Here is a 21,095-nt window from a genome sequence, read left to right as displayed (position 1 = left end):
CGTCTCCCCCGCCGCTCTGGTCCCCGATAAATCGCAGGGCCTCCCCGCCCATCAGCTCCGCCGCGTAGTCGGGCTGATCGTGAAACCGGGCGTAGGAGGCCGGGTCGCTCGGATCGGCCCCCTCCGGCAGCCCCTGGTGGGGATCAATCAGCTCGTTGTCCAGATGCACCCGCTCCTCGTTTTTCCAGAGATGGGACGGGTAGTAGGTGTGAGCCTGGCGCTGGCATACATAACCGTAAAAATAATCAAACCCCTGCCGGTTGGGGAGTCCCTCGGTAAAGGGCGCACCCAGTCCCCATTTGCCTACCAGGCCGGTTCGATAGCCGGCTTCTTTCAGCACTTCCGCAATGGTAACGGTTGAGTCCGGGATCGGCACATTGCCCTCCAGTTCCGGGTTTTCATACATCGCCTTGAAATCCCAGACATCGCCCCGCTCCGCCATCGGGTCGTTGCCGCGCACATAAGCCTTGCCGGGATGCCTGCCGGTCATCAGCATGTAGCGGGCCGGGGCGCAGACCGGCGCGCCGGAATAGTGCCGGGTGAAGGTCATCCCATTTTCGGCCAGCGCATCGATATGGGGCGTCTCGATCTTCTCCTGCCCGTACGCCCCTATATCACCATACCCCAGGTCATCGGCCAGGATATACACGATGTTCGGGGATTCGGGATCAGAGCTCTTCCTCTCCCCCTCTCCATCCATATTCCCATTGTTGTCCGGCGAGCAGCCCGCAAGCACGCTCACAATTAAAAGGGAAAAAACGAAGCGGATATCGATATTTATATTCATCTTCATTTATAGCTTATCTTATGCATTGTATAATACCATATAGCGGGAAATTGTAATACCGTCCGTCTTTTGGATTCATGCATGGATATGCAAACACTCCTTCGGCCGGCACCGCAACTTAAAAAAAGATGCTGTAAATACAAGCGCGGCGGCAAGTATAATCCGGAGGCTTTAAAAACCATTACATTTCTCCTTCTGAGCCTGTTGACCAATCTCCGGGGGCACTTTGCGAATACCGGCTGCGGCTTCTGAACGGAAAGCTTTCAACGGCGTCCGGGGTGACCGCCGGGATTTGTGAAACCTCTACCTGCTGTTGCCTTTGTACATGCCCAGGATCTTGAGCGCATTTTTATTATAGATCTTTTCCAGCACCTCATCCGGCAGGTAGAGTCCGTATATCCTCCATCGTCCCTGCCGGTGGTGGCTGGGATCGGCATTGATATACTCGTCATCGGTTTCCAGGAAGCGGTAGTAGACGCGGTAGGCCTCCGCATCGGGCGGGGTGTCGGTTCCGAACAGGATGCGGTCCTGGTGCTCGATCATAAACCTCCGGGCCGTATACGGCTGGCGTCCCAATTCGCTGATTCGCGCGTCGATATCCACATACATATTCGGGTACTGCTGCAGCCACATCGATACGCGTCCCAGTTCTTCGGGCAGATTCGCCATGTGGGTCGCAATGAAGGTGGTATTGGGATGCCGGGCGATCACACGGTTTCGCTGCTGCAGGAGGACTTCCTTTGCCGGGTACTCCTCCCCGTAGAAGGACCAGTCGGGATGGGCGCCCAGCTCATCATACCGCTCGTTGTGCCGGTCGATCGGCGTGAAAAAGGCTTTGGGGTCTGAAATGTGCATAAGGACCGGAATCCCCAGCTCGCCGGCCTTCGCCCATATCGGATCGATGCGGGGATCGTCGACCTTAATCAGCTCCCCGCTTGCGTCCCTGTGGCTCAGGCCGAGGGACTTGGCTATTTTTATGCCCCGGATGCCCATCTCTACGGCTTCTTCCAGCTTTCGGGCCTCGTTTTCCCCGAAGTTCGGCTGGTCGATTTTGCTGAAATCAGGTCTGAAAAAAACCAGGAACCGCTCTTCGGAGACTTCCCGGGAAGCCTTCAGGTGTTCTTTGTAGAAGTCATCGGCGGAGCGTCCGTCCAGGCTCACCGTCTTCCACACTCCGGCCTTATCCATCTCCTCGAGATACTCTTCCGCCCTGTCCAGATCCCGCAGGTGATTATGGATGTCAATGACCGGAAACCTGGGCTGCAGTACTTCCGTCTCCCCGACCACCATCTGGGTCTCGGGCTCCCAGTCCAGCAGTTTCAGCTCCCCCTCCCCCTCCTGGGCCGACAATGAGGCCGGCAGCAGGAGCATCGCCAGTACAAATAAAAGATGTTGAGGATGAAGTTGAGGATGAACCGTAATAAATTTTTCCATAGGTCTGTCAGGTTGATTTGTGAAACCTTAAAAATAATATCGTGTGAGCCGCAGGTCAGGATATATAAGATTTTATGTTGCAGATTACCAATTTTTTAAAACTCTTTCTATTTTTTTCTACCTTTTTTTAAATAAGGGCTTGTTTATTCTACGGGAACCAGCCGTACGACAAGCCCGTTGTCTTCTGTCATCACGTACAGGAACCCATCCGGAGCCAGGCGGACACTCCTTACGCGTCCGATACCCTCAAGCAGGGTTTCTTCCCCGACAACCCGTTCTCCTTCTATCACACTACGCATCAGCAACCGGTGGGCGAGGGCCCGCCATTTTGCAAACCGGAGGCCGGATATGTCCTATCTTATCTATGATGAACAACTGCTGGAAGCGGAGAAATACCTTGAAAACCTCAACAACTACAGCGAATGGTATAAGGAGACTTTTATCGAGTAGCAAAAATACGCTCGTTGGTCATCCATTTGCCATCTGTAAAATCCGGAAATTCCACAGGATGTCCCCCCTGAGCAGCTGATTCTTCGGACAACGGGATAATCGAGCTCCAGGCTGCGGCATCATAAACATCAATGGGGGGAGTGGTATTCTTTTTAATGGATTCGACAAAGGCCTTTCTAACAAAATAATCTATGCCTCCGTGCGATTCTCCGGAGGCATTTTCGCCTTCTTTTTTCCAAAGAATTGAGTCGTATTTTTCTTGATATTTATCGAACGGCTCCCATTCGTCATAAGCATTTACTCCTTTCAGATAAATGGAGTTATTGCCTATTTGCCATATTCCCCTGGTGCCCTGACACCTGTAATCCTGATCATGTACCTGTGGAAGAGTCGTGCTGAACGTTACGATAATAGATTCGCCGTTGGCCGTCGTGATTGTTGAGGTTACCAGGTCACTTTGCTTGAATTCAATATCCGCCTTCGGGTGATTATGTCCGCCGCGTTCTACAATTTCGTCGTGAAGTATGCGGGATTTTGTGGCAGTCGAGGTAATGGTTTTAAAACAATTGCCGCGGTTAATATCCATCCAGTGGGCAACAGGTCCGATACCATGGGTGGGATACAGGTCGCCATTGCGATTAATATGATGCCGGGTGCGCCAATTCGATTCTGCCCCGGTACCCGGGCCAAAATCGCCCCCTTCGGTCATCAGCACATTATTTGAAACCAGGTCATGATTGTATCCACATCTTGCATGAATCATCTCTCCGAATACTCCTTCCCGAACCATATTCAGGACCGCAAGGATATTGCGAAAGTAACAGGCATTTTCTAAAAGCATACAGGGCATCCCGGTTGCTTCCGATGTTTTTACCAAATCCCAACAGCCGTCAATGGTGGTAGCTGCCGGGACCTCCAAACCGACGTATTTGCCGGTTTTCATCGCTTCAACCGCCATGGGAACATGCCATAGCCAGGGCGTAGCGATAATAACCCCATCCAGATCATCACGCGAGAGCATCCTCTTATAGTCGGTTTCTCCCTGCGTATATAACTCCGGCGATGGCAACCCCGCCTCTTCAACTATTTTTTGGGCTTGCAGGGCATTATCTCTCCTGATATCACAAAGCGCAGGTATCTCGACGTCAGGACGTTCAGCCAGGCCTTCAACATGGCTTGTGCCCCTGAGCCCGACACCTATAAACCCGATACGGACTTTTTGATTATTTTTTGCTTGTACAATAGAAAAAGGAGCTACCGAAACGCCTACTCCGGTTAGCGTAGCTTTTTTTACAAACTCTTTGCGGCTTATTTTAGTGTCGTCAGGCATAAGTGTTTTTTTGTTTAGATTGCTAATTTATTTTTTGACTTTGGGTTAGTTAGAGTTAACTCTATCATTGTCTCTGGAATAAATCATTATTCCTGGACAGTAATCTCCCCGAGCGGGTACCAGGCCTCATACTCATTGACCACAGATTTGCTCACAACTTATAAAGATGCAGATAAATACAGCCTCAATAAAATCACAACTTCTTCAGGTACAACAAAAGAGGCGTTAATTCCACAACGACCGGCAACACATGCAGGTAATCGGACAGATGCTCCCGCAGTGATTTTAGGGCACGTCCCATTTGGGTGCCCACGGTGTTGACCGAGATATCCAGGAAGTCGGCAATCTCGGCGTAGGTTAATCCGCTTCGTCGATTTAAGACAAAAATTTTGCGCCGACGGGGGGGCAGCTGATTAATGCCGCGCTGGATATCTTTTCGCAGCTCCCGGAGTTCATCATCTTCTTCTGAAACCGAACTTTCTTTCAGCTCCCTGAATATGCGGCTTACCTCATCTTCTGTCTTTTGGACTACCTGCTGATGCCTTAACCTGTTCAATGCCTCATTACGGATGGCTGCGAAAAGATAATGCTTTAGCGTACCCGGAGGGTCCCAATCTTCCCGTTGTGCCCATATGTTTAAAAATATAGTCTGAACAATATCCTCCGCCTCCTGCTTTTGGGATACGAAACTGTAAGCATAGCCATGGAGACGTTTATAATAAGCACGAAATATTTGTTCGAAAGCGGAACGATCACCCGCTTCACGCACCCTTCTGACCCACTCCTTTTCACTGGTTGGAGGGGAGGTATCCGAATTCCGTTTTACCGACTGTTCAGGATCAATCATATCTGTCAGGCATCACATAATAAAATGAAGAAATCATTTTTAACTTAATAAAAGATAAATAAAATACAAGTTTTATCTTTTCTTTCTTTTTTTATTTGTATATATTTTATCCTTTCCTTTTCATTTTATGGTCCTAATATAGCTTGGATATGTTGGGAGGGCCGCATAGATATAGATAGCAGAAAATTTCTAACTTGTGTTATATGAGCTTACTACTGCATCCTGACTACTTGACAAAAGAACACCGCAATAAGGGTACTTTTACTGCCGCAGAAATCGAGCAGCAACCGGTTACGTGGAAAGAAGTTTTAAAAAAAATTGAACGGGAATCCGACCGGCTCATTTCTTTTTTACGTCCCCTTCAATCAAAAGCGAACTTAAATATCGTACTCACGGGCGCCGGTTCTTCCGCCTTTCTGGGCGATACGGTTTCCTCATCATGGCTCAAAAGCTTCTCCTGTCCCACCCAGGCCATACCTACGACCGATCTTGTAACGCATTTTCAGGAGCGAATCGCCACCAGTCACCCCCTTTTGCTGATCTCCTTTGCGCGATCGGGCAACAGCCCGGAGAGTACCGCCGCTATCCAGCGGGCCGACCAGTATTGTGAGGAAGTGTATCATCTTGTCATAACCTGCAATGCCAATGGGAAACTGGCCGGGATGAAGGACCGGGATCGCAGTTGTGTATTTTTACTGCCGCCGGAAGCGGAGGATCAAAGCCTGGCCATGACGAATAGTTTTACCAGTATGGCTCTGGCGGCAATTATTATTTCCTGGATAGGGACAAAAGAACTGCCGGCGGGGGAAATAGACCGGCAGGTCCACATGCTGGCGAGCTACGGGCAGCAAGTGCTCGACCAGTATATCCCGATGATGCATACCGTTGCCGAGTCTGATTTTAACCGTATCGTCTTTTTGGGCAGCGGGACGAACTGGGGGATTGCCAGGGAGTCGCATTTGAAAGTGCAGGAGTTGACGGACGGACAGGTGGTGGGGAAATTTGACTCTTTCCTGGGATTCCGGCATGGTCCCAAAGCCATTATCAATAATGAAACGCTTATCGTTTATTTGCTGTCGAATGATGAGCATATCAACCGGTATGAAAAAGATCTGATTGACCAGGTAGCCCGTCACGACTTCGATCTGACCACCCTGGCGGTAGCTGAAGGCCCCTGCATTACATCCGATATGGATTTTTGTATCCAGGTGGGACAGCGTAATACGATTCACCGGGAGCTATGGCCGGTTCTTTGCACGCTGCCGGCCCAAATTATCGGCTTCTTTAAATCACTGATGCTCGGTTACAATCCCGATAATCCCTCGCCGGACGGCACTATTTCACGGGTGGTTGAAGGGGTGAAGATCTACAAGGATGCGCCCGAGGCCCTGAACGGCTAATACGATACCGCGGGAAGAGAACAGTTCTCCGGAGTATTCCTGTTGCCTGCTGTTCTTGTCACCTCCCCGCCGGACACCTTCCACCTTCTACTATATACTACCTATACCTTTATAACGTCGATATCCCGCTTTTTGAGTCTCTTTTCACAGGCTCGGGATATCTGATCATCTGTTATAACGGACTCAATGGACGCCAGGTTACAAATATGGGAAAAGCTCTGGCGGCCGAATTTGGACGAGTCTGTCACTGCTATGACCTTGTTCGACCGCTCCACCATCAGGCGGTTCAGCTGGGCTTCCTGGGGATTGGAGGTCGTAAGTCCATGTTCAAAGTCCATCCCGTCAACACACAGAAAAAATGTGTCGAAATAATAATTTTGCATCGTTCGCTCGGCTTCGGGTCCCACCAGGGAGTAGGATTTGTCCCGCAACACGCCCCCGGTAAGCATCAGGTGCAATGTGGGAATCCCCGCCAGCTCCATCGCAATGTTGATGGCATTCGTCATGAGGGTGATATTTTCTTTGTTTTTCAGGCGGAGAGCAATTTCGCGCGTCGTGGTCCCCGAATCCAGAATAATCGACTCCCCATCCTTGACCAGTCCCGCTGCGTACTTGCCGATTCGCGATTTCTTCTCCATATTTATTGTCTGCTTCTCTTCCAGGGAAGGATTATTATAGACATTGTTCCGCAGCAGCGCCCCGCCGTAGGTTCGATGAATTAATCCCTTGTCTTCAAAAAAATCCAGGTCATTTCGGATGGTCACCGCAGATACGTTGAATTCTTCACTCAGCTCATCGACACGCACCGCCCCCCTGCTTTGTATTTTACTTAAAATTTTATCCCTTCTGTCAACTGTTGATTTCATTTAAAAAAACAGGTTGCCGTTTAATTTTATATTTGCCTGATACTCTCTTGGTAAATTATATATATCATAAGTCGGCAAAATGCAATAGTATAATTCCATAGGATGCAATTTTTTCTCATAAAACAAGGTTTCTGCGTTATATATCCGGTTTTAAACTTCATGCAAATGTGAAAACCTTCTCTCTCATACGTTCACAAGGGTAGGTAAGCGCTTCGGGCAAGCCCACCTGGACCGGCTTTACCTTATTCAATCCATTCCCCGAACAACTCGCCGGGACTGGCCAGGGGGGCGCCTTCCAAGAAGATCAGATCCTCCCGGTTGCCGTTCTGCCGGTAGGCGGCCTTAACGATCGAGACATCCCGCGCCATATTTTCTAAGTCAGCAGGCTTTCCTAAACCGTCCAGGACATTCGCGACCATCAATTTTCTCGGAGCAAGGGTGGCAGCAAGATCGGGGAGGTCATACGCCTGCAGGGCCCCGGCTACCGCAGCGTGAACGAAGCCGGTGTGGTAGAAGCGGTTTGTCACGAGGGACCGGTAGGAGAATAAAGGCTCAACCAGCGCTACGCGGGCGATCTCCGGATCGAAGGCGGCTGCATGCACCAGCACCGGGGACAATTCTTTTCGGGCTACACCGTATACTTCATCAATATTCACTTTCGGGTCGCTGTGCAGCTGCTCTCTCAACCTGGATACATCCCCCGCACGGATGCCGGTGATGCTCCTGCCCGCGAGGATGGACGCACGCCACTCTTTTCGGAGTTCGCCGGCGCCGCTCTCAGTCCCGGTTTCCCCCATGCCGACCAGGTCGGGGGCCAGGACCGTAAATCCCTTTCGGGCAAACCATTCGATCTCATCCCCCTTGCCGGCTTCGGCGGCTTTCCCCTCTTCATGCAGGTAGATGATTCCCTTACCATTGGACTCGTCGGGGATGACCAGCAGGTACGGAATCGGATACGCCCCCTCGCCCATCATGAAATACTTTTCGATCATATATCCATCCCGCTGAAAGCGCCCCGTAAACACGGGGTCGCGGGTCTCTGCCGGCTCCCGGTAGCCGGAGAGTTGCCGGGCCGACCGGAGGACGTCCGGCAGGTGCTCCCCGATATTTTTCCTGGCCTCCTCCAGCTCATTTATCTTCCGCTGCGCTTCCGAGCGGTTCAGGCTGTAGACGGTTTCTCCCCCGAAGGACCGGGACACTTGTCCCGCTGCCGTAACCCTGATCTCCTCTTCGGATAACACCTCTATTTCCGTGTCATCCGGACTCCCCGGGTTATCCAGGTGGTTTTGAAAAAAGGCGTACAGGGCTTCCCTGTTTTTTCGGGTCACTTCATGTCCTCCGATATCCTCGACCATGCTGAAGTTTCCGGGTTTGTCCAATACCTTATACAGTTCTTCTACCTCCCGTGCGGTTTCTCTCGCGCCCTGGATACTGAAAAAATCGTTCGTGGTCGACAGCACCAATGCCGGCCTGGGCGCCCGCACAGCGAGAAAATCCGCGTGATCGATGCCGTTCGCTACGGCGTGAAACAGATTTTGCTCGGCATCCTGGGGACCCAGGCTCTGAAACAGGCGCGTGAAGTTGGTTATGTAATTGCTCGGCGCAGCCGCGTGAATGCGATCATCAAAAGCGGCGATATAGGCCGTCTGGGTGCCGCCGCCGGACATCCCTGTTATGCCGATTCTGTCCGCGTCCACTTCCTCTCTCGTCATCAGGTAATCTATGGCCCTGATGCCGTCCCAAATCATGTAACGGGCCTGTGAGCTGCCTGTAATAAAGGCCTGCGCCCCGGGATAGGAATGCTCGCTTGTGGGTCCCCCTACCATGGATTCTCCCGTCTCTTCATCGAGATACTCCAGCCGCTCCCCCTGTCCCACGGGATCAATAGCAAAGACAATGAAGCCTTTTTTGACCAGATTCAAAATGACCTGCTGATAGGCCTCATACCGGTAGCCGTCGGGCGTATGTCCGCTGACATAGAGAACGGCCGGGGCTTTCTCATCACCGAGATCCCGGGGAATAAAAAGGGAAGAGGTCACATAAAAGCCCGGCTGGGATTCAAACACGATGTGATCGACCCGGTACTCCTCCCTGGTAACCGTTCGCGTGACTTGCGGGTTAAGCGGTGTTTTTTCGGGAAAGGGTCCCACTATCTCCGCCAGGGTCTGCCTGAGCTGCTGCTGCCGTTCCTCCCACCCGGAAGCCGAGGTTATCTGCTTCACGTGCTGGTATCGATTCTCCAGGTCATGGTATGTCTGTCCGGCCAGGTGGTTATACAGGGAATTCCGAACGTCGCTGAAGGCTTTCCAGCTGTTATTCGAGGAGGTTCCCCTTATTACTTTGAGGGACTCCTGGGCCAGGGCCGGAGATGGGGTCAACAAAAGCGAAAACAGAAGTGCACATATAAATGCACTGAGGGTGAGAACTGCTGGTGTTTTCCTGTGGGTAAGAATCGTATGTCGCATGGCAAAGATGGATTTTTATTAAATCGGAATTTCAAAGGAAATCTTCCGGTTTTTGGTCAGGGGTATCTCTTTCCGCAGGTCCCCGACGGTTACGGTGTAGGGGGACAGCCGGCGCTTCCCGGAGCGGCCGGCGCTGTATTCCGGCAATTCTGTTGTTAAGAATCCCTTTTCGTCGGTGCGGCCGGTATAGACTTCCTCTCCGCTGTTATCTGTAACAGCGACCTCTTCTCCTCCCACGGGATGCCCTTTGCTATCCCGCACGGATACCTCGAGCGTCCAGGATACCGAATAACGGGGCGCGGCCGGATCACCGGCATCGGTATCGACGTCCACGCTAAATTCCAGGTCTCTGAACGTATTGGAACGCAGGGTTATATTGTCAGCGGTTTTGTCCCCCTCCGGTACTCCAATCTTTACAGGGATAAAACCAGCGGCGCTTTCCGGGGTTTTGATAAACCGGTTCCGGTAGAAATCGATGTTTGCTGCGTTCCCGTAGTTTACCCCTATCCACACCGGTGTTACATTCGACCGGATGGTATTGTCGTAAAATTTTCCTCCATCCGCATTCCCGATATAAAAAGCATGGGCTTCGGCATCAGTCCGCGGGTCCAGTTGTTCAACGGTAATATCATTACCAAAAAAGTGATCGTCCCCGGCGCTGCCGCTGTAAAACACCGCGGAGGCCACCGGCGTATAATCCGGAAACTCGTGGTACTTTTTCCCCCGGATCACAAAGGTGTTGTTGTAGACCTTGTTGCCGTAGGCGCCTCTCGGGGACCCTTTGGCGGCCCCGTAATCTGCAATGCGGATCCCGTTCGTACTGTAGCGGTGGTGGTATTCGGTGGACCGGGGTGCGGCTGTAATTTCAAAGCGGTTGTTAAAGATTGCTATGTTCCGGTGACGAAAAATCTCGATGCCCGACCCGATTTCGGGTTCAAATACATTTTCAAAAATTTGAGACCCATCGCCCATCGCCATGATGCTGTAGTGGTTGGTCACCTTCTGGTGGTTTTCAAAGAAATTGTTATGAACCCTGGAGTACTCCCCTTTGAAAACCAGGCAACCCTGTCCCCCGTAAAACGCCGAAAAGGAAACTTCGGAGGCCCTGCCGCCCCGTAGGTCCACTGCATAAAACTGCGACCCGTGCCGGTTGATAATAAAGGGGTTGTCCACCCGGAAGGTAGACTGTGTAATGGTGGCGTGAGGCACATCCACCGCAACGGCATTGATTCCCGACGTTACGATCTTCACATTATCCAGGATAACCCTGACCTCCTCCGCCGTCGATTGAATGCCCCAGGACAGCACCCCGCGGGCAGCGCTGCGGATGACGCCGTTTTTGATGGTTACCGTCCCCTTGCCCTCCACGCGTGGTATACTATCCGGCGGCGCGCCCTTCGATACGTCTCCGGTATAATCGAAAAAAGCGCTGTGCCTGTTTTCATACAAATGGTCATAGTGTCCCACGGGATGCGTGTTTCCCACAATCCCTATGCCCGCATCCATGGCGGGACGAATGTCGATCTGGTCCACGAGGCAGTCCGTTTCCGCTTTCACGCGCACCCGGTATTTTCCTGCGGGCAGGTTATTGAGATGGGCATAAATCACGCCCCCTCCCAGCCGCGGCGACCGGTGCTCGACGGGGACGCTCGTCATGGTGGTGTCGCTGTACTCGGTATTCAGCCGAACCTCGCTGCCCGACTCGTCTTCCACGTAGATGCTTATTCGCATGTCGTTGTCCAGGCCGCCGTCCATATCTTCATACAGGCGGCCGGTTATGCCGGCCATGGCAAAATAGGAGCGGCGGGCTTCGGGGAGGGTGATGTATTCAGAAACAATTTCATCTCCGGCCTCCAGGCTTAGGAGGTGCTCACCGATAAAGGGGCGGGAGTCGCTCGTCCTCAACACTTCGGCGCCCGGGGCATTCGACACGTCCCATCCTTTAAGCCCCTCTTCAAAGCCCATATTGGGGAGATGTTCATAGGGGCCGTCGGCATAGTAAATCGTATGCCCGTTCAGGTCAAGGGTGACATCCTTGCCGAGAAATACCGCACTCCGGGCGCTGGAAATGTCACGAGTCAGCCTGTAGGTGGTTCCCGCGCGGTCATACACCCCCGGGGTGGTAACGGCTGTCACCTGATCGCCGGGATGCCCCTGTGATTCTCCTTTCCCCTCTCCTCCTATGTACCCGACCGATTTATCCTGTGCCACTGCGCTGCTGCAAAGGGCCACAGCCCCAAAAAGAAGCATCCCCAGGAACGTTGTTCGATAATAGCTGCCATTTATTTTCATGTATATCTCATATCTGTATTATAACCTTTCCGACTTCTTAGTACTGAAATCACTTCAGGAGAGGGGACCATCCTGTCCTTTTAGCGTAATTGAAGGCACCTGAGCTGTCTTCTATGTTTTTGTTTTGCTATCTTTTATCGGATCTTCTCCAATAAACAAAAAATCGGCCGGTTTTAGCAACCGTTATTCCCCTGTTGTTAAATACGGATCGTGCGCGGCCGGGTGAGTTTTACCGTTTTTGATTTTCGCGCCTCCCCTTTTTTCACGACCACGGTGTAAGGGAAAAGCTTATCTTCCTGAAAACCGGTTTTCTTCAAAACTGCTGTTTCTTCGCCGTCCTCGGTCCATTCCGGGGGACGAATGACACTTTGGGTTAACACCACCTGTGTTTGTCCCCCGTCTCCCGACGTCCCGTTGAACACATTTTTCTTTTTCCTGTCGTAAATTCTGATATCGGCGTTCGGGTCGGTTTTTACCGTCAGGGTCCAGTCTATCCTGTAATTGCTTTTCGAATGCGTGTTGCGCCAGTACACATCGTCGTACGCCGCCCCGCCGGTAAAATCGCAGTCGATCAGCGCGTGATTGAAGACCGAGCTCCCCCCGTCGAATACAAACGTATGGTAATGGGGGTGATCACCGGCTTTAACAATTGTGCAGTTGACAAACCGGTGGTTGCTTCCGCGCCCGTATTCATCTCCAAACCGGATGTTGCACATATTCGATTCAAGCACACACTCTTTATAATAAAGGGGCAAATGTCTTGACCGGTCGTTATGAGCCCCCTGGGCCACCACGCAGGATGCTTTTTCGACCGTCTCATCCTCCGCCAGGATTTTTATCCGGTTGTTCTCCACCACCACATCCTCTATGGAATAATCGGAATACAGGGCGGTCCCCCTCATAATCACATCCCCCCTGCTTCTGCCGAAAATAACATTATTCTCGTAGCAAAAGTCCTCTCGCTGCTGTCCCCCTTCGCCGTAATTCGTTATCCTCATGCCGATAAGCACATCCTGTTCTCCCCAGGTTTCTATTAACCTTCGCCCTTCTTCGGGGGGATCAATCATGGTATTGATACTCTCCATATGAATGAAGTTGTCGCGGGCTCTCAGTTCTTCGGTGGCCCACAGTATCCCGCAGCCATAATAGCCGGTCATGAATATTTTATTTTCATATACCTGCCCGTGATCATTAAAGGGGGAAACGGCAAAAGAATTAACGGCCCAGCTGTCGACATATATTTCATTGTTATGAACGATGCGGGCTCCGTTGAATCCGTTTTGCCGGGTTCGCTTGATCAGGTTATGGTGGATTCTCATGTCATTACGTTCAGACAGCGCCTCCTCTTTCATGTCACGAAAACCCAGAGAGCGCGCGCCGCCCGCACCGTGACGGCTGAACATTTGCGTTCCTTTATCCAAAAACACATTGTGATGGATATCATATTTGCCGAATGCCTGCTCAAAACGCATCCCCCAGGTCTGGTGCCACCGGTATTCCGAGGTAACACCGGCAATTTCCACCTCTTCGCAATGGGCAAGCTCAATGTTGCTGAACCCGCGATTAATATTGTAATCCAGCTGCTCTCTCCGGTCGGGATCCGGTCGCAGCATATCGTCGGCCGCATAATAATCGGTATTGTTCTCCGCTTCTCCCTGCTTCAGCTTCCCGTTCACGATCCTGAGGCCGCGAAGCGGTGACGGTCCCCGCCGGCGTATTCCGTTTCCCGATTGCGAGAGCTCCCGGTGGTCAAGATCCTCAATCAATGTATTCCCGTGGGTAACCGTATGTCCCCCCAAATCAAGGGTAACATGATCCGCCTCGACACTGAAGGCCGTTCTTCCGGCCCGGATATCTTCGGTCACCAGATAGTACCCGCCCGCCTTGTCGAGCATAAAGGGCGGCGAGCCCAGGTCCCCCGGTATCCGTATGGCGTCCGGTCTGGGTTCCGTTCTAAAAACCCGTTCCTCCGATTCCATACTGTTGCCGCGCTCATCGACAAAAACGATTTTGTAGTTATACCGGCTGTCCGGTTCCAGATCGTTGAGATAGTGCAGGTGCGTATAAAAATAGCGTTCCGAGAGGTCGGAGCGCTTATCATACATCCCTGAAGGGCCATATTTTATATAGGACCGGGCCGGAAGGGTGGTCGTCCGGCATATGACCGCGGACCGCTCCGAATAGTGTTCCCACCGGCTGCCCGGGTCCACGGCAAGTTTCTTTCCAAAGCTGTTATAAACAACGGGATCGATTTCGGCTCCGAAATGGGTCAGACAAAATTTGTTATACAGCTCATACAGTTTTTCAGGAGGCGTATCCATCAGCAATTCCTCAAAGGTCCGCGCTATTTCTTCCGCATTGAGGTTTTCGGTAATATCCTGCAGTTCTCTCTCATTGTCGGTGCACCCGTTGAACAGAGAAGCGATGCCATTCCCGCCCAACAGGTACAGGGGCAGCCTTAACTTTCCGGCCGCCAGGGCTCCGGTCAGCGCTTTTGCTGAACCTGATAAAAATTTTCGGCGTGATACCTTTGAACTGCGTTCACTCATGTACGTTGTATTATATTATTTATATATAAACCTGGTTTTTTACAGTACGTAATCAACGGGAGCTTTGCAAAAGTCCCCCATCGTGGGATTGTTTACCATTAAAAAAGCAGGCAGAATAGTGATATCCGACTATTCTGCCTGCCCGTTGTATGAAGAAAAGGCTCTGAATCAACCTGTCCTTCAATCAAAATCTCTTTCGGGAGGAAATATATCCTTGTTGGGATGGGGGATGGGGACGCCCTCTTTTGCATCCCACCAGAATTTGCTCCGGTAGGTATCCCCGTTGCTGAGACGAGAGACGGCTTCATTAACATTTTCGCTGTTTTTGAGGTCTTCATCGAAGGGATACTGGTACCTCCGCTGGAGTTCCCGGTCTTCGTCATCGTATACATCTCCCCTGGTGCCAATCCACGTAACCGGGTACCCTGTTCTGCGGTGCTCCGACCAGCTTTCCTGGGACAGCCAGTAGTTGGCGATATATTTCTGGACAATAATTTCCCTGAGCTGATCTTCCTGGGACCCGCTCAAATTGGCGGCGCCGGTCTGCATATAATCGTCCACCTCGGCCTGGTCCACATCATACAGGGCCATAGCCTGCCTGATCCCTTCGCGGTGCAATTCCTGGGCATTTTCATTGGTGAGCCCGAACAGCGCCGCTTCTGCTCTCAGGAAATAGACTTCCGGTGCATGAAGGACTTTAATCCTGTATTCTGCCTCCTGGAACAAATCGCCCAGTCGCGCTGTCGCTTCCCGGGTATACCGGTCCGCCCACTGTCCCTCCGTTCCTGCCAGCTGGTTTTGATTTTCCACCGAGACATTCGTGGGCCTTCCCCGCCACATATCGCCATCCCGGGGCTCGGGCGCGGGATTCAAGTAGATGGGCAGCCGGGGATCGTCTCTCATTTGCAACACCTCAGAAATGGTCATATTTGCATAGACCGGAATATTCGCATTGATCGAACGGTTGTACAGCGGATTTCGGTTGCTCGTATTATCGGCTGTTTCCCCTTCGGTTTGGATATAAGCCATGTCTTCCTCCATTTCTATAAGAGGCTTGTTATTGCTCATGATATCACTGATATGATCGGAAGCCAGCTGCGGGTCGGCGTACCGTACTCGTATGGCCAACCTGAACCGAAGCGAGTTGGCAAATCTTCTCCACTTGTTTATATCACCGTTATAGATTATGTCCGCTGCGCCCAGATCAAGCTGTTCTTCGCTGTCGGTAAGCATCGCTTCCGCTTCCTGCAGCTCGTTTAACATGTCGTTATAGATCTCTTCCTGCGGGTCGTACTCAGGCTGATCCACAGCTTCATCGACCGGTAAACCCGCCTGAAAATAAGGCACATCGCCATACGAGTCCGTAATAATATGAAAGACCCACGCCTTCCATATTCGTGCGATGGCAATTTTATTGGCGTTCAATGGATCGTCCTCCCACAGGTCGATAGCATGATTCAGCGGTTTGATATATTCGCGGGTATGGGACATTAATGGATCCGAATTGTTCCTTTCCGTCACCACTGAAGTTCCCTGGTTTTCAGCGTATCCCGCCATTTCTGTGAGACGATTATACTGATAAGTCGAAAAAACAGAATTCTTCAGCACTTTGGTTAACAGCATGTCTCCGTCCATGACTTCCGGTGTTACCAGGGACGGGTTTGTGTTTATGGAGTCAAAATCGTCTGTACATGACACGAGCATCATAAATGAGCCCGCTACCGCAACAATTTTAGTTAAACTGTTTATTAATTTCATAGCATCCATGATTAAATAATTAGTAATAAAGATTCAGCAACTATGCCTCCCTAAACTGTTCAGGGGATAGTCATCAAATTATAGCGTGAAGTTAATATTAATCCCTATGCTTCTCGTTGTTGGCATATTTGCTGATTCAAATCCCTGGGAGGCCGTCGAGGTATTATTGGTTCCTTCCGGGGCAAGTCCCATTAATTCAAATTCGTCGGTTCTGTAGAGATAAAGCACGTTTCTTGCCGTAAGGGAAATCCGGGCAGATTTTACAGGGGTATTCTTCAGCAGGGATTGCCCGAATTGATATCCCAGCGACAGTTCTCTCAGGGAAACGTAATCCGAATCGATTACGAATTCCTCCCCGACATTCGACCATCCCCTGAAGGCGTAATAGGTCTGGGGAGTGACCGGCTGGTCATTTTCGCGAAAGGTCCCGTCGGGATTCTCGATCACCCCGTCCATATACATCTCCTCCGGACGCCGTATGGTCTGCATGCCGATACCCTGCGTATACTGCCGGTACTTGGAATGCGAGAATACCTGTCCCCCGAAACGGAAATTAACAAGGGCTCCAAGGCGGAAATTATTATAGCTGATCGTATTGTCTATGCCGCCCAGCACATCGGGCTGAATGTTACCCAGTACCGCCTGTTCACTGGACCGCTGAAACTGTCCGTTTTCATCCAGGATCTTTCGTCCCTCTTCATTTTTGACATATTCATACCCTACGATATTACCGTATGGCTCACCCGGTCTTGCCTCTATGCTCGCATTCCCCTGAGTTATGAGACTCAGGGATTCGAGTCCCTCTGCAAGCTCCACCACTTCGGAGGTGTTCCGGGAAAGGTTAATATTGAAGTCCCACACCACCGAAGAAGTCTGCACAGGTATAATATTAACCACAAGCTCAACTCCTTCATTCGCCACTTCGCCGGCATTGATATACCGCCGGCTGTAGCCTGAAGTGTGGGATATTTCAATCGGCAAAATCTGATCGGTTGTGGAAGAGGTGTAATAGGTAAAATCAAGTCCCAGCCTGTTTTGGAAGAATCGCAAGTCGGTACCTATTTCATAGGAGGTCGTCAACTCATTTTTCAGTTCCGTAACGGGAATGGTGTTGGGCGCCGAGGCAAACCGTGCCCCGTCAAAACGGCTATTATCGATGGAATAACCGATATTGGTAAGGTAGGGAGATGCATCATTCCCGGATGACGCTGCAGATAACCGCAGCTTGGCAAAGGTCAGGACGTCTGAATTGACATCGAACAGATCGGTCAATATTAAACTCGTTGTCGCAGATGGATAAAAGAATGAACGATTACCTCTGCTGAGCGTCGACGACCAGTCATTCCTACCGGTAAGATCCAGGTATACGACATCTTTATAACCAATTTGAGCTAACCCGAAAACGGAATTGATCCGCTTTCTCCTGATACTGTTCCGGGGAATTACGTTTTGCGTATTGCTGATGTCATATACACCCTCGGCGATGATTTGCTCTCCCCGGAAGCCCCGGACCTCCTGGTTTCGCTTCATCTGGTTGGCACCCAGTGTCAGGGATCCGCTGAAATCCTCCGACAGATCCCCTTCGGCCATTAACAGGGCCTCAAAGTTGTCTTCTCTGACCGACCAGTCGTTGTTGACGACCGAACCTTCCATGTCGCCATAGGTGCCCGGGGCATTACGCTCGAACCTCATATCATTATAGAAGTCGGTTCCTCCCTTTGCCCTGAGGCTTAACCAATCGGTCATCTGATAAGTAATGGACAGATGTCCCATAATCCGGCGCCGGTCATCTTCACTCAGCATTTCATTCATGATCCAATACGGGTTATTCGGAAACCCCTGCCGGTGGTTCCTCTGGGTGCCGTCGGGGCGCTTCCAGTCCTCCAGCCATTCCAGGTGAACCGCCCGGGGCAGCTCATTGGTGGCGGCCATGATGTTACCGCCCGAGCGGCTCATTCCCAGTTCCGGCCTGTTGACTCCTTTCTGGTTGATATAGTTCAACCGCCCGTCAATTGTCAGGTCCTCATAAACAGCCGAATTAATATTCAAGCTGATATTTTGCCTTACCATGCGGCTGTTCGGCACTATATGCCGGTTGCGCATATCTCCCAGGGACAGGCGATACGCAGTCGAACCGGACCCCCCGCTGAACGCAATATTGTTGTGCGAGGTGACGCCCGTCCGGTAAAGCTCCCGAACGTTATCCTTTGGCTCCGGATCGTAGGGAACGACCCCGACTTCCGGCAATGCCAGATAGGTAATCATCCGGCCGTCCATCTCGCCGCCCCAGTGATCCCACATCGAATTGGTAAACATGGGGTATTCCACACCATCCACTTCCTTGGTGCCGAACATTCCGTAACCTCCGCCGTAGCCGCTGCCCCACTTATTCTGGTAGTTGGGCATGACGTTCAGGAAATCAAAGGTATTATTCGAGCTTACGCTTACCTCCATCCGGTCCCCCTCGGTTGAGCCCTGCTTGGTGGTAATAACCACCACGCCGTTGGCTCCCCTGGATCCGTACAGCGCAGAGGCACTCGGACCTTTTAACACGTTCATCGACGCAATATCCTCCGGGTTAATATTTCCAATGCCATCCCCATAGTCCCGTCCGCCTGCATAACTCGCCGCATCGAGGTTGGAGTTATCCATGGGTACGCCATCGATAACATACAGCGGCTGGTTGTTCCCCGTCAGGGAACTGGCCCCCCGGATATTAATCGAACTACTGCCGCCCATGCCGGATGATGACCGGCTGACCTGAACGCCGGCGACTCTCCCCTGTATCGAATTGGCTACATTTACTTCTTTTACGGTGTTTAAAGATGAACTGCCGACCTCCTGGGTGGAGTAGCCCAATGATTTTTGTTCTCTCTCCATGCCAAATGCGGTAACTACCACATCATCTCCTTCCACGGTCTGCGAAATCATCTGAACATCAATGGTTCCGCGTCCCCCTATAGCAACTTCCCGGGACTGGTACCCGATAAAGGAAAACAGCAGCGTATCCTGAAGAGAAGGTACATTATCAAGTTCATATCTTCCCTCCTCATTTGTAGACGTACCGATGGCCGTACCCTTAACCGCAATGTTGACCGCCGGCAAGGGTTCGCCTGTTTCCGCATCGGTAACGGTCCCCGCTACGGTTTCCTGTACTTGCTTATTTGATTCTGATTCCTGCATTTTCAGCAATACCAGCTGCCGGTTTTGAGACAATCCAAAACGAATGCCGGTCCCCTCCAGTACCTGCCAGAGGGCGTCATAAAGGGTGATATTCGGATTGATCAGCGTCACTTTCTTTTCCCGTGAAAGAAGCGCGTTGTGGTACATCAGTTTGAGATCCGTCTTCTCAGCGATTTCTTTCAGCGCCTGCTCCATGGAAACATCAACCAGATACAGCTCCATGGATTGTTTTAGCTCGTCGGCAACAGCGCCATCCTTTTGTTGCAGCCCCTCATCTTCGTGCATGGCAAGGGAAGCTTGCAGTTCAGTCTGCGTCTGCTGTGCGAGGAGCAGGGATGGGACTAAGCCCATTAGACATATCATCCCGGCAACACCAAGCGTTTGAAGACGAAAACCGAATGTTCGTATCACTCTACTATCCATCATGATTGCTCTTTATTTTATTTACGATTAAATTTTATAGTTAATTATTTCCCGTTTACTTTTAGTTACTTCCCGTTTACGTTCTCGCCCCGCCTGCTGAACCTGACCACGCGGTCTTCTCTTTCCATATTCAAATCCAGCGACAAGGCAATATTTCGCATCACTTCACCCATCGACTGACTGACATCTATCTCTGCGGTAAGCGTTTTTGAAGCGATCTGCTGATCTGCTGTTGTTATGGTTACATCGTACCAGCGCTCGAGGCGTGGTATAATATCGCTCAGGGGACGATTGTCGAACACCATCCGGTCTTCGGTCCATCCCAAATACCACTCCAGGTCTGCGTTATCGGTGACCACCGGCCGGTCACTTCCCGACAGCACCCCCTTCTGGTTGCGACTGACAATAGCCTCTTCCGGTTTAGCCGTATCATCGGTTGAATTATTCCCAAAGGCTACTTTGCCTTCCGACACTACCACCTCAACACGGTCAACGTCATCTTTTTCAGACCACGCCTGAACTAAAAATTTGGTCCCCAACACCCGCGTGTAGGCATTCCGGGAACGAACGACAAACGGCTTGTCCGGGTTGTGCGTGACCTCAAAATAGGCTTCCCCTTCCAGGTAAAGCTCCCGCTTGCTGATATTAAAGTTGAGAGGAATTTCCAGCCGGCTGCCGGCATGAAGGATGATTCTGGTGCTGTCGTTGAGAATGTAAGTTCCCCGTTCGCCTTCCCCGGCCACCAGCTCGCGGATGCCAATATCGGGCTCTCCGCTTTTGTTCAGGCTCCCGTAATAGGCAAAGAGTCCCACAACCAATAAAATAGCCGCAGCCGCCGTCATAATAACGCGCCGGGCGGTATGGTCTGCAGAACGGTTAGTTATTTTATGGAGGACCGATATCTTACTTTCAGCTCCGCCGTTTTGTTGGCGAACGTTATAGGGAGCATTATCAAGCTCATCCATATCCCGGGAAAGACTCTTCCACGCGGCTTCCTCATCCACCCGGTAGGGCAGCTCACCCGATTCCCGCCAGATTTTATATAACTTATCCACCTGCGCTTCCCGCTTGGGATCGGCTTTAATCCAGGAGGTTATTTCCGCGTGTTTTTCCCTGTTCAGTTCACCGGCGAAATATCTCGCCAATAGCTTCCAGGATATCTGCTGGTCCATGTGATTTATTAACCCGTTCTTTACTTACTTTTTGGATGTTTTCTATTGGAGGACCGTTAAACCGGTGCTTTGCCCAACGTCGGCGTTACCGGCCGGTTGAAACCCTCACACAGTACACGATGCTGCGATTCCAACCTCC

General features: G+C 51.3%; 13 protein-coding genes. 1 reads left to right on the top strand and 12 read right to left on the bottom strand.

The window, feature by feature from the left end:
- The 5 genes from BUB16_RS18615 to BUB16_RS18595 all read right to left on the bottom strand — a co-directional run.
- The coding region (locus BUB16_RS18615; RefSeq protein WP_211483231.1) for a sulfatase-like hydrolase/transferase at window positions 1–793 on the bottom strand (793 nt) is incomplete at its 3' end.
- A 297-nt stretch (window positions 794–1,090) separates the two neighbouring features.
- Window positions 1,091–2,221 (bottom strand): amidohydrolase family protein, encoded by a 1,131-nt coding sequence (locus BUB16_RS18610; protein ID WP_084088433.1) that lies wholly within the window; start codon window positions 2,219–2,221, stop codon window positions 1,091–1,093.
- A gap of 143 nt (window positions 2,222–2,364) precedes the next feature.
- A complete protein-coding gene (locus tag BUB16_RS21285; protein WP_280173671.1) occupies window positions 2,365–2,571 on the bottom strand; it encodes a PQQ-dependent sugar dehydrogenase in 207 nt (68 codons plus the stop codon).
- An 89-nt stretch (window positions 2,572–2,660) separates the two neighbouring features.
- Window positions 2,661–4,001 carry a Gfo/Idh/MocA family protein gene (locus tag BUB16_RS18600; protein ID WP_073067894.1) on the bottom strand — a complete coding sequence of 447 codons (1,341 nt, stop codon included), beginning with the start codon at window positions 3,999–4,001 and terminating at the stop codon, window positions 2,661–2,663.
- A 193-nt stretch (window positions 4,002–4,194) separates the two neighbouring features.
- Window positions 4,195–4,848 (bottom strand): RNA polymerase sigma-70 factor, encoded by a 654-nt coding sequence (locus BUB16_RS18595; RefSeq protein ID WP_073067892.1) that lies wholly within the window; start codon window positions 4,846–4,848, stop codon window positions 4,195–4,197.
- A gap of 203 nt (window positions 4,849–5,051) precedes the next feature.
- On the opposite strand from BUB16_RS18595, the gene BUB16_RS18590 reads away from it, so the two are divergent.
- Window positions 5,052–6,248 carry an SIS domain-containing protein gene (locus BUB16_RS18590; protein ID WP_073067890.1) on the top strand — a complete coding sequence of 399 codons (1,197 nt, stop codon included), beginning with the start codon at window positions 5,052–5,054 and terminating at the stop codon, window positions 6,246–6,248.
- Between the two features lie 101 nt (window positions 6,249–6,349).
- On the opposite strand, the gene agaR is transcribed toward BUB16_RS18590, so the two are convergent.
- The 7 genes from agaR to BUB16_RS18555 form a co-directional block, all read right to left on the bottom strand.
- A complete protein-coding gene (gene agaR, locus BUB16_RS18585) occupies window positions 6,350–7,114 on the bottom strand; it encodes a transcriptional repressor AgaR (RefSeq protein ID WP_073067888.1) in 765 nt (254 codons plus the stop codon).
- Between the two features lie 242 nt (window positions 7,115–7,356).
- On the bottom strand, window positions 7,357–9,579 hold the full coding sequence (locus tag BUB16_RS18580) for an alpha/beta hydrolase family protein (protein WP_073067886.1): 2,223 nt from the start codon (window positions 9,577–9,579) through the stop codon (window positions 7,357–7,359).
- Between the two features lie 18 nt (window positions 9,580–9,597).
- Window positions 9,598–11,871 carry a carboxypeptidase-like regulatory domain-containing protein gene (locus tag BUB16_RS18575; RefSeq protein ID WP_073067884.1) on the bottom strand — a complete coding sequence of 758 codons (2,274 nt, stop codon included), beginning with the start codon at window positions 11,869–11,871 and terminating at the stop codon, window positions 9,598–9,600.
- Window positions 11,872–12,068: 197 nt separating this feature from the next.
- On the bottom strand, window positions 12,069–14,420 hold the full coding sequence (locus tag BUB16_RS18570; protein WP_073067882.1) for a fibronectin type III domain-containing protein: 2,352 nt from the start codon (window positions 14,418–14,420) through the stop codon (window positions 12,069–12,071).
- 180 nt (window positions 14,421–14,600) lie between these two features.
- Window positions 14,601–16,178 carry a SusD/RagB family nutrient-binding outer membrane lipoprotein gene (locus BUB16_RS18565; RefSeq protein ID WP_073067880.1) on the bottom strand — a complete coding sequence of 526 codons (1,578 nt, stop codon included), beginning with the start codon at window positions 16,176–16,178 and terminating at the stop codon, window positions 14,601–14,603.
- A gap of 78 nt (window positions 16,179–16,256) precedes the next feature.
- Entirely contained in the window at window positions 16,257–19,787 is a 3,531-nt protein-coding gene (locus BUB16_RS18560) for a SusC/RagA family TonB-linked outer membrane protein (protein WP_084088431.1), read from the bottom strand.
- Between the two features lie 62 nt (window positions 19,788–19,849).
- Entirely contained in the window at window positions 19,850–20,956 is a 1,107-nt protein-coding gene (locus BUB16_RS18555) for a FecR family protein (protein ID WP_073067877.1), read from the bottom strand.
- Between the last annotated feature and the right edge of the window lie 139 nt (window positions 20,957–21,095).

Origin of the sequence: Fodinibius roseus (assembly GCF_900129315.1) — a bacterium.
Classification (GTDB): Bacteria; Bacteroidota; Rhodothermia; order Balneolales; family Balneolaceae; genus Fodinibius; species Fodinibius roseus.
Note: the sequence above shows the minus strand (reverse complement) of the source record. Positions and strands in the feature narration are given on the sequence as shown.

Excerpts from the sequence above, each read along its gene's own strand:
- BUB16_RS18560 (WP_084088431.1), bottom strand. The coding sequence starts at position 19,787 with ATGATGGATAGTAGAGTGATACGAACATTCGGTTTTCGTCTTCAAACG.
- agaR (WP_073067888.1), bottom strand. The coding sequence starts at position 7,114 with ATGAAATCAACAGTTGACAGAAGGGATAAAATTTTAAGTAAAATACAA.
- BUB16_RS18600 (WP_073067894.1), bottom strand. The coding sequence starts at position 4,001 with ATGCCTGACGACACTAAAATAAGCCGCAAAGAGTTTGTAAAAAAAGCT.
- BUB16_RS18580 (WP_073067886.1), bottom strand. The coding sequence starts at position 9,579 with ATGCGACATACGATTCTTACCCACAGGAAAACACCAGCAGTTCTCACC.
- BUB16_RS18575 (WP_073067884.1), bottom strand. The coding sequence starts at position 11,871 with ATGAAAATAAATGGCAGCTATTATCGAACAACGTTCCTGGGGATGCTT.
- BUB16_RS18590 (WP_073067890.1), top strand. The coding sequence starts at position 5,052 with ATGAGCTTACTACTGCATCCTGACTACTTGACAAAAGAACACCGCAAT.
- BUB16_RS18570 (WP_073067882.1), bottom strand. The coding sequence starts at position 14,420 with ATGAGTGAACGCAGTTCAAAGGTATCACGCCGAAAATTTTTATCAGGT.
- BUB16_RS18610 (WP_084088433.1), bottom strand. The coding sequence starts at position 2,221 with ATGGAAAAATTTATTACGGTTCATCCTCAACTTCATCCTCAACATCTT.
- BUB16_RS18595 (WP_073067892.1), bottom strand. The coding sequence starts at position 4,848 with ATGATTGATCCTGAACAGTCGGTAAAACGGAATTCGGATACCTCCCCT.
- BUB16_RS18565 (WP_073067880.1), bottom strand. The coding sequence starts at position 16,178 with ATGAAATTAATAAACAGTTTAACTAAAATTGTTGCGGTAGCGGGCTCA.
- BUB16_RS18555 (WP_073067877.1), bottom strand. The coding sequence starts at position 20,956 with ATGGACCAGCAGATATCCTGGAAGCTATTGGCGAGATATTTCGCCGGT.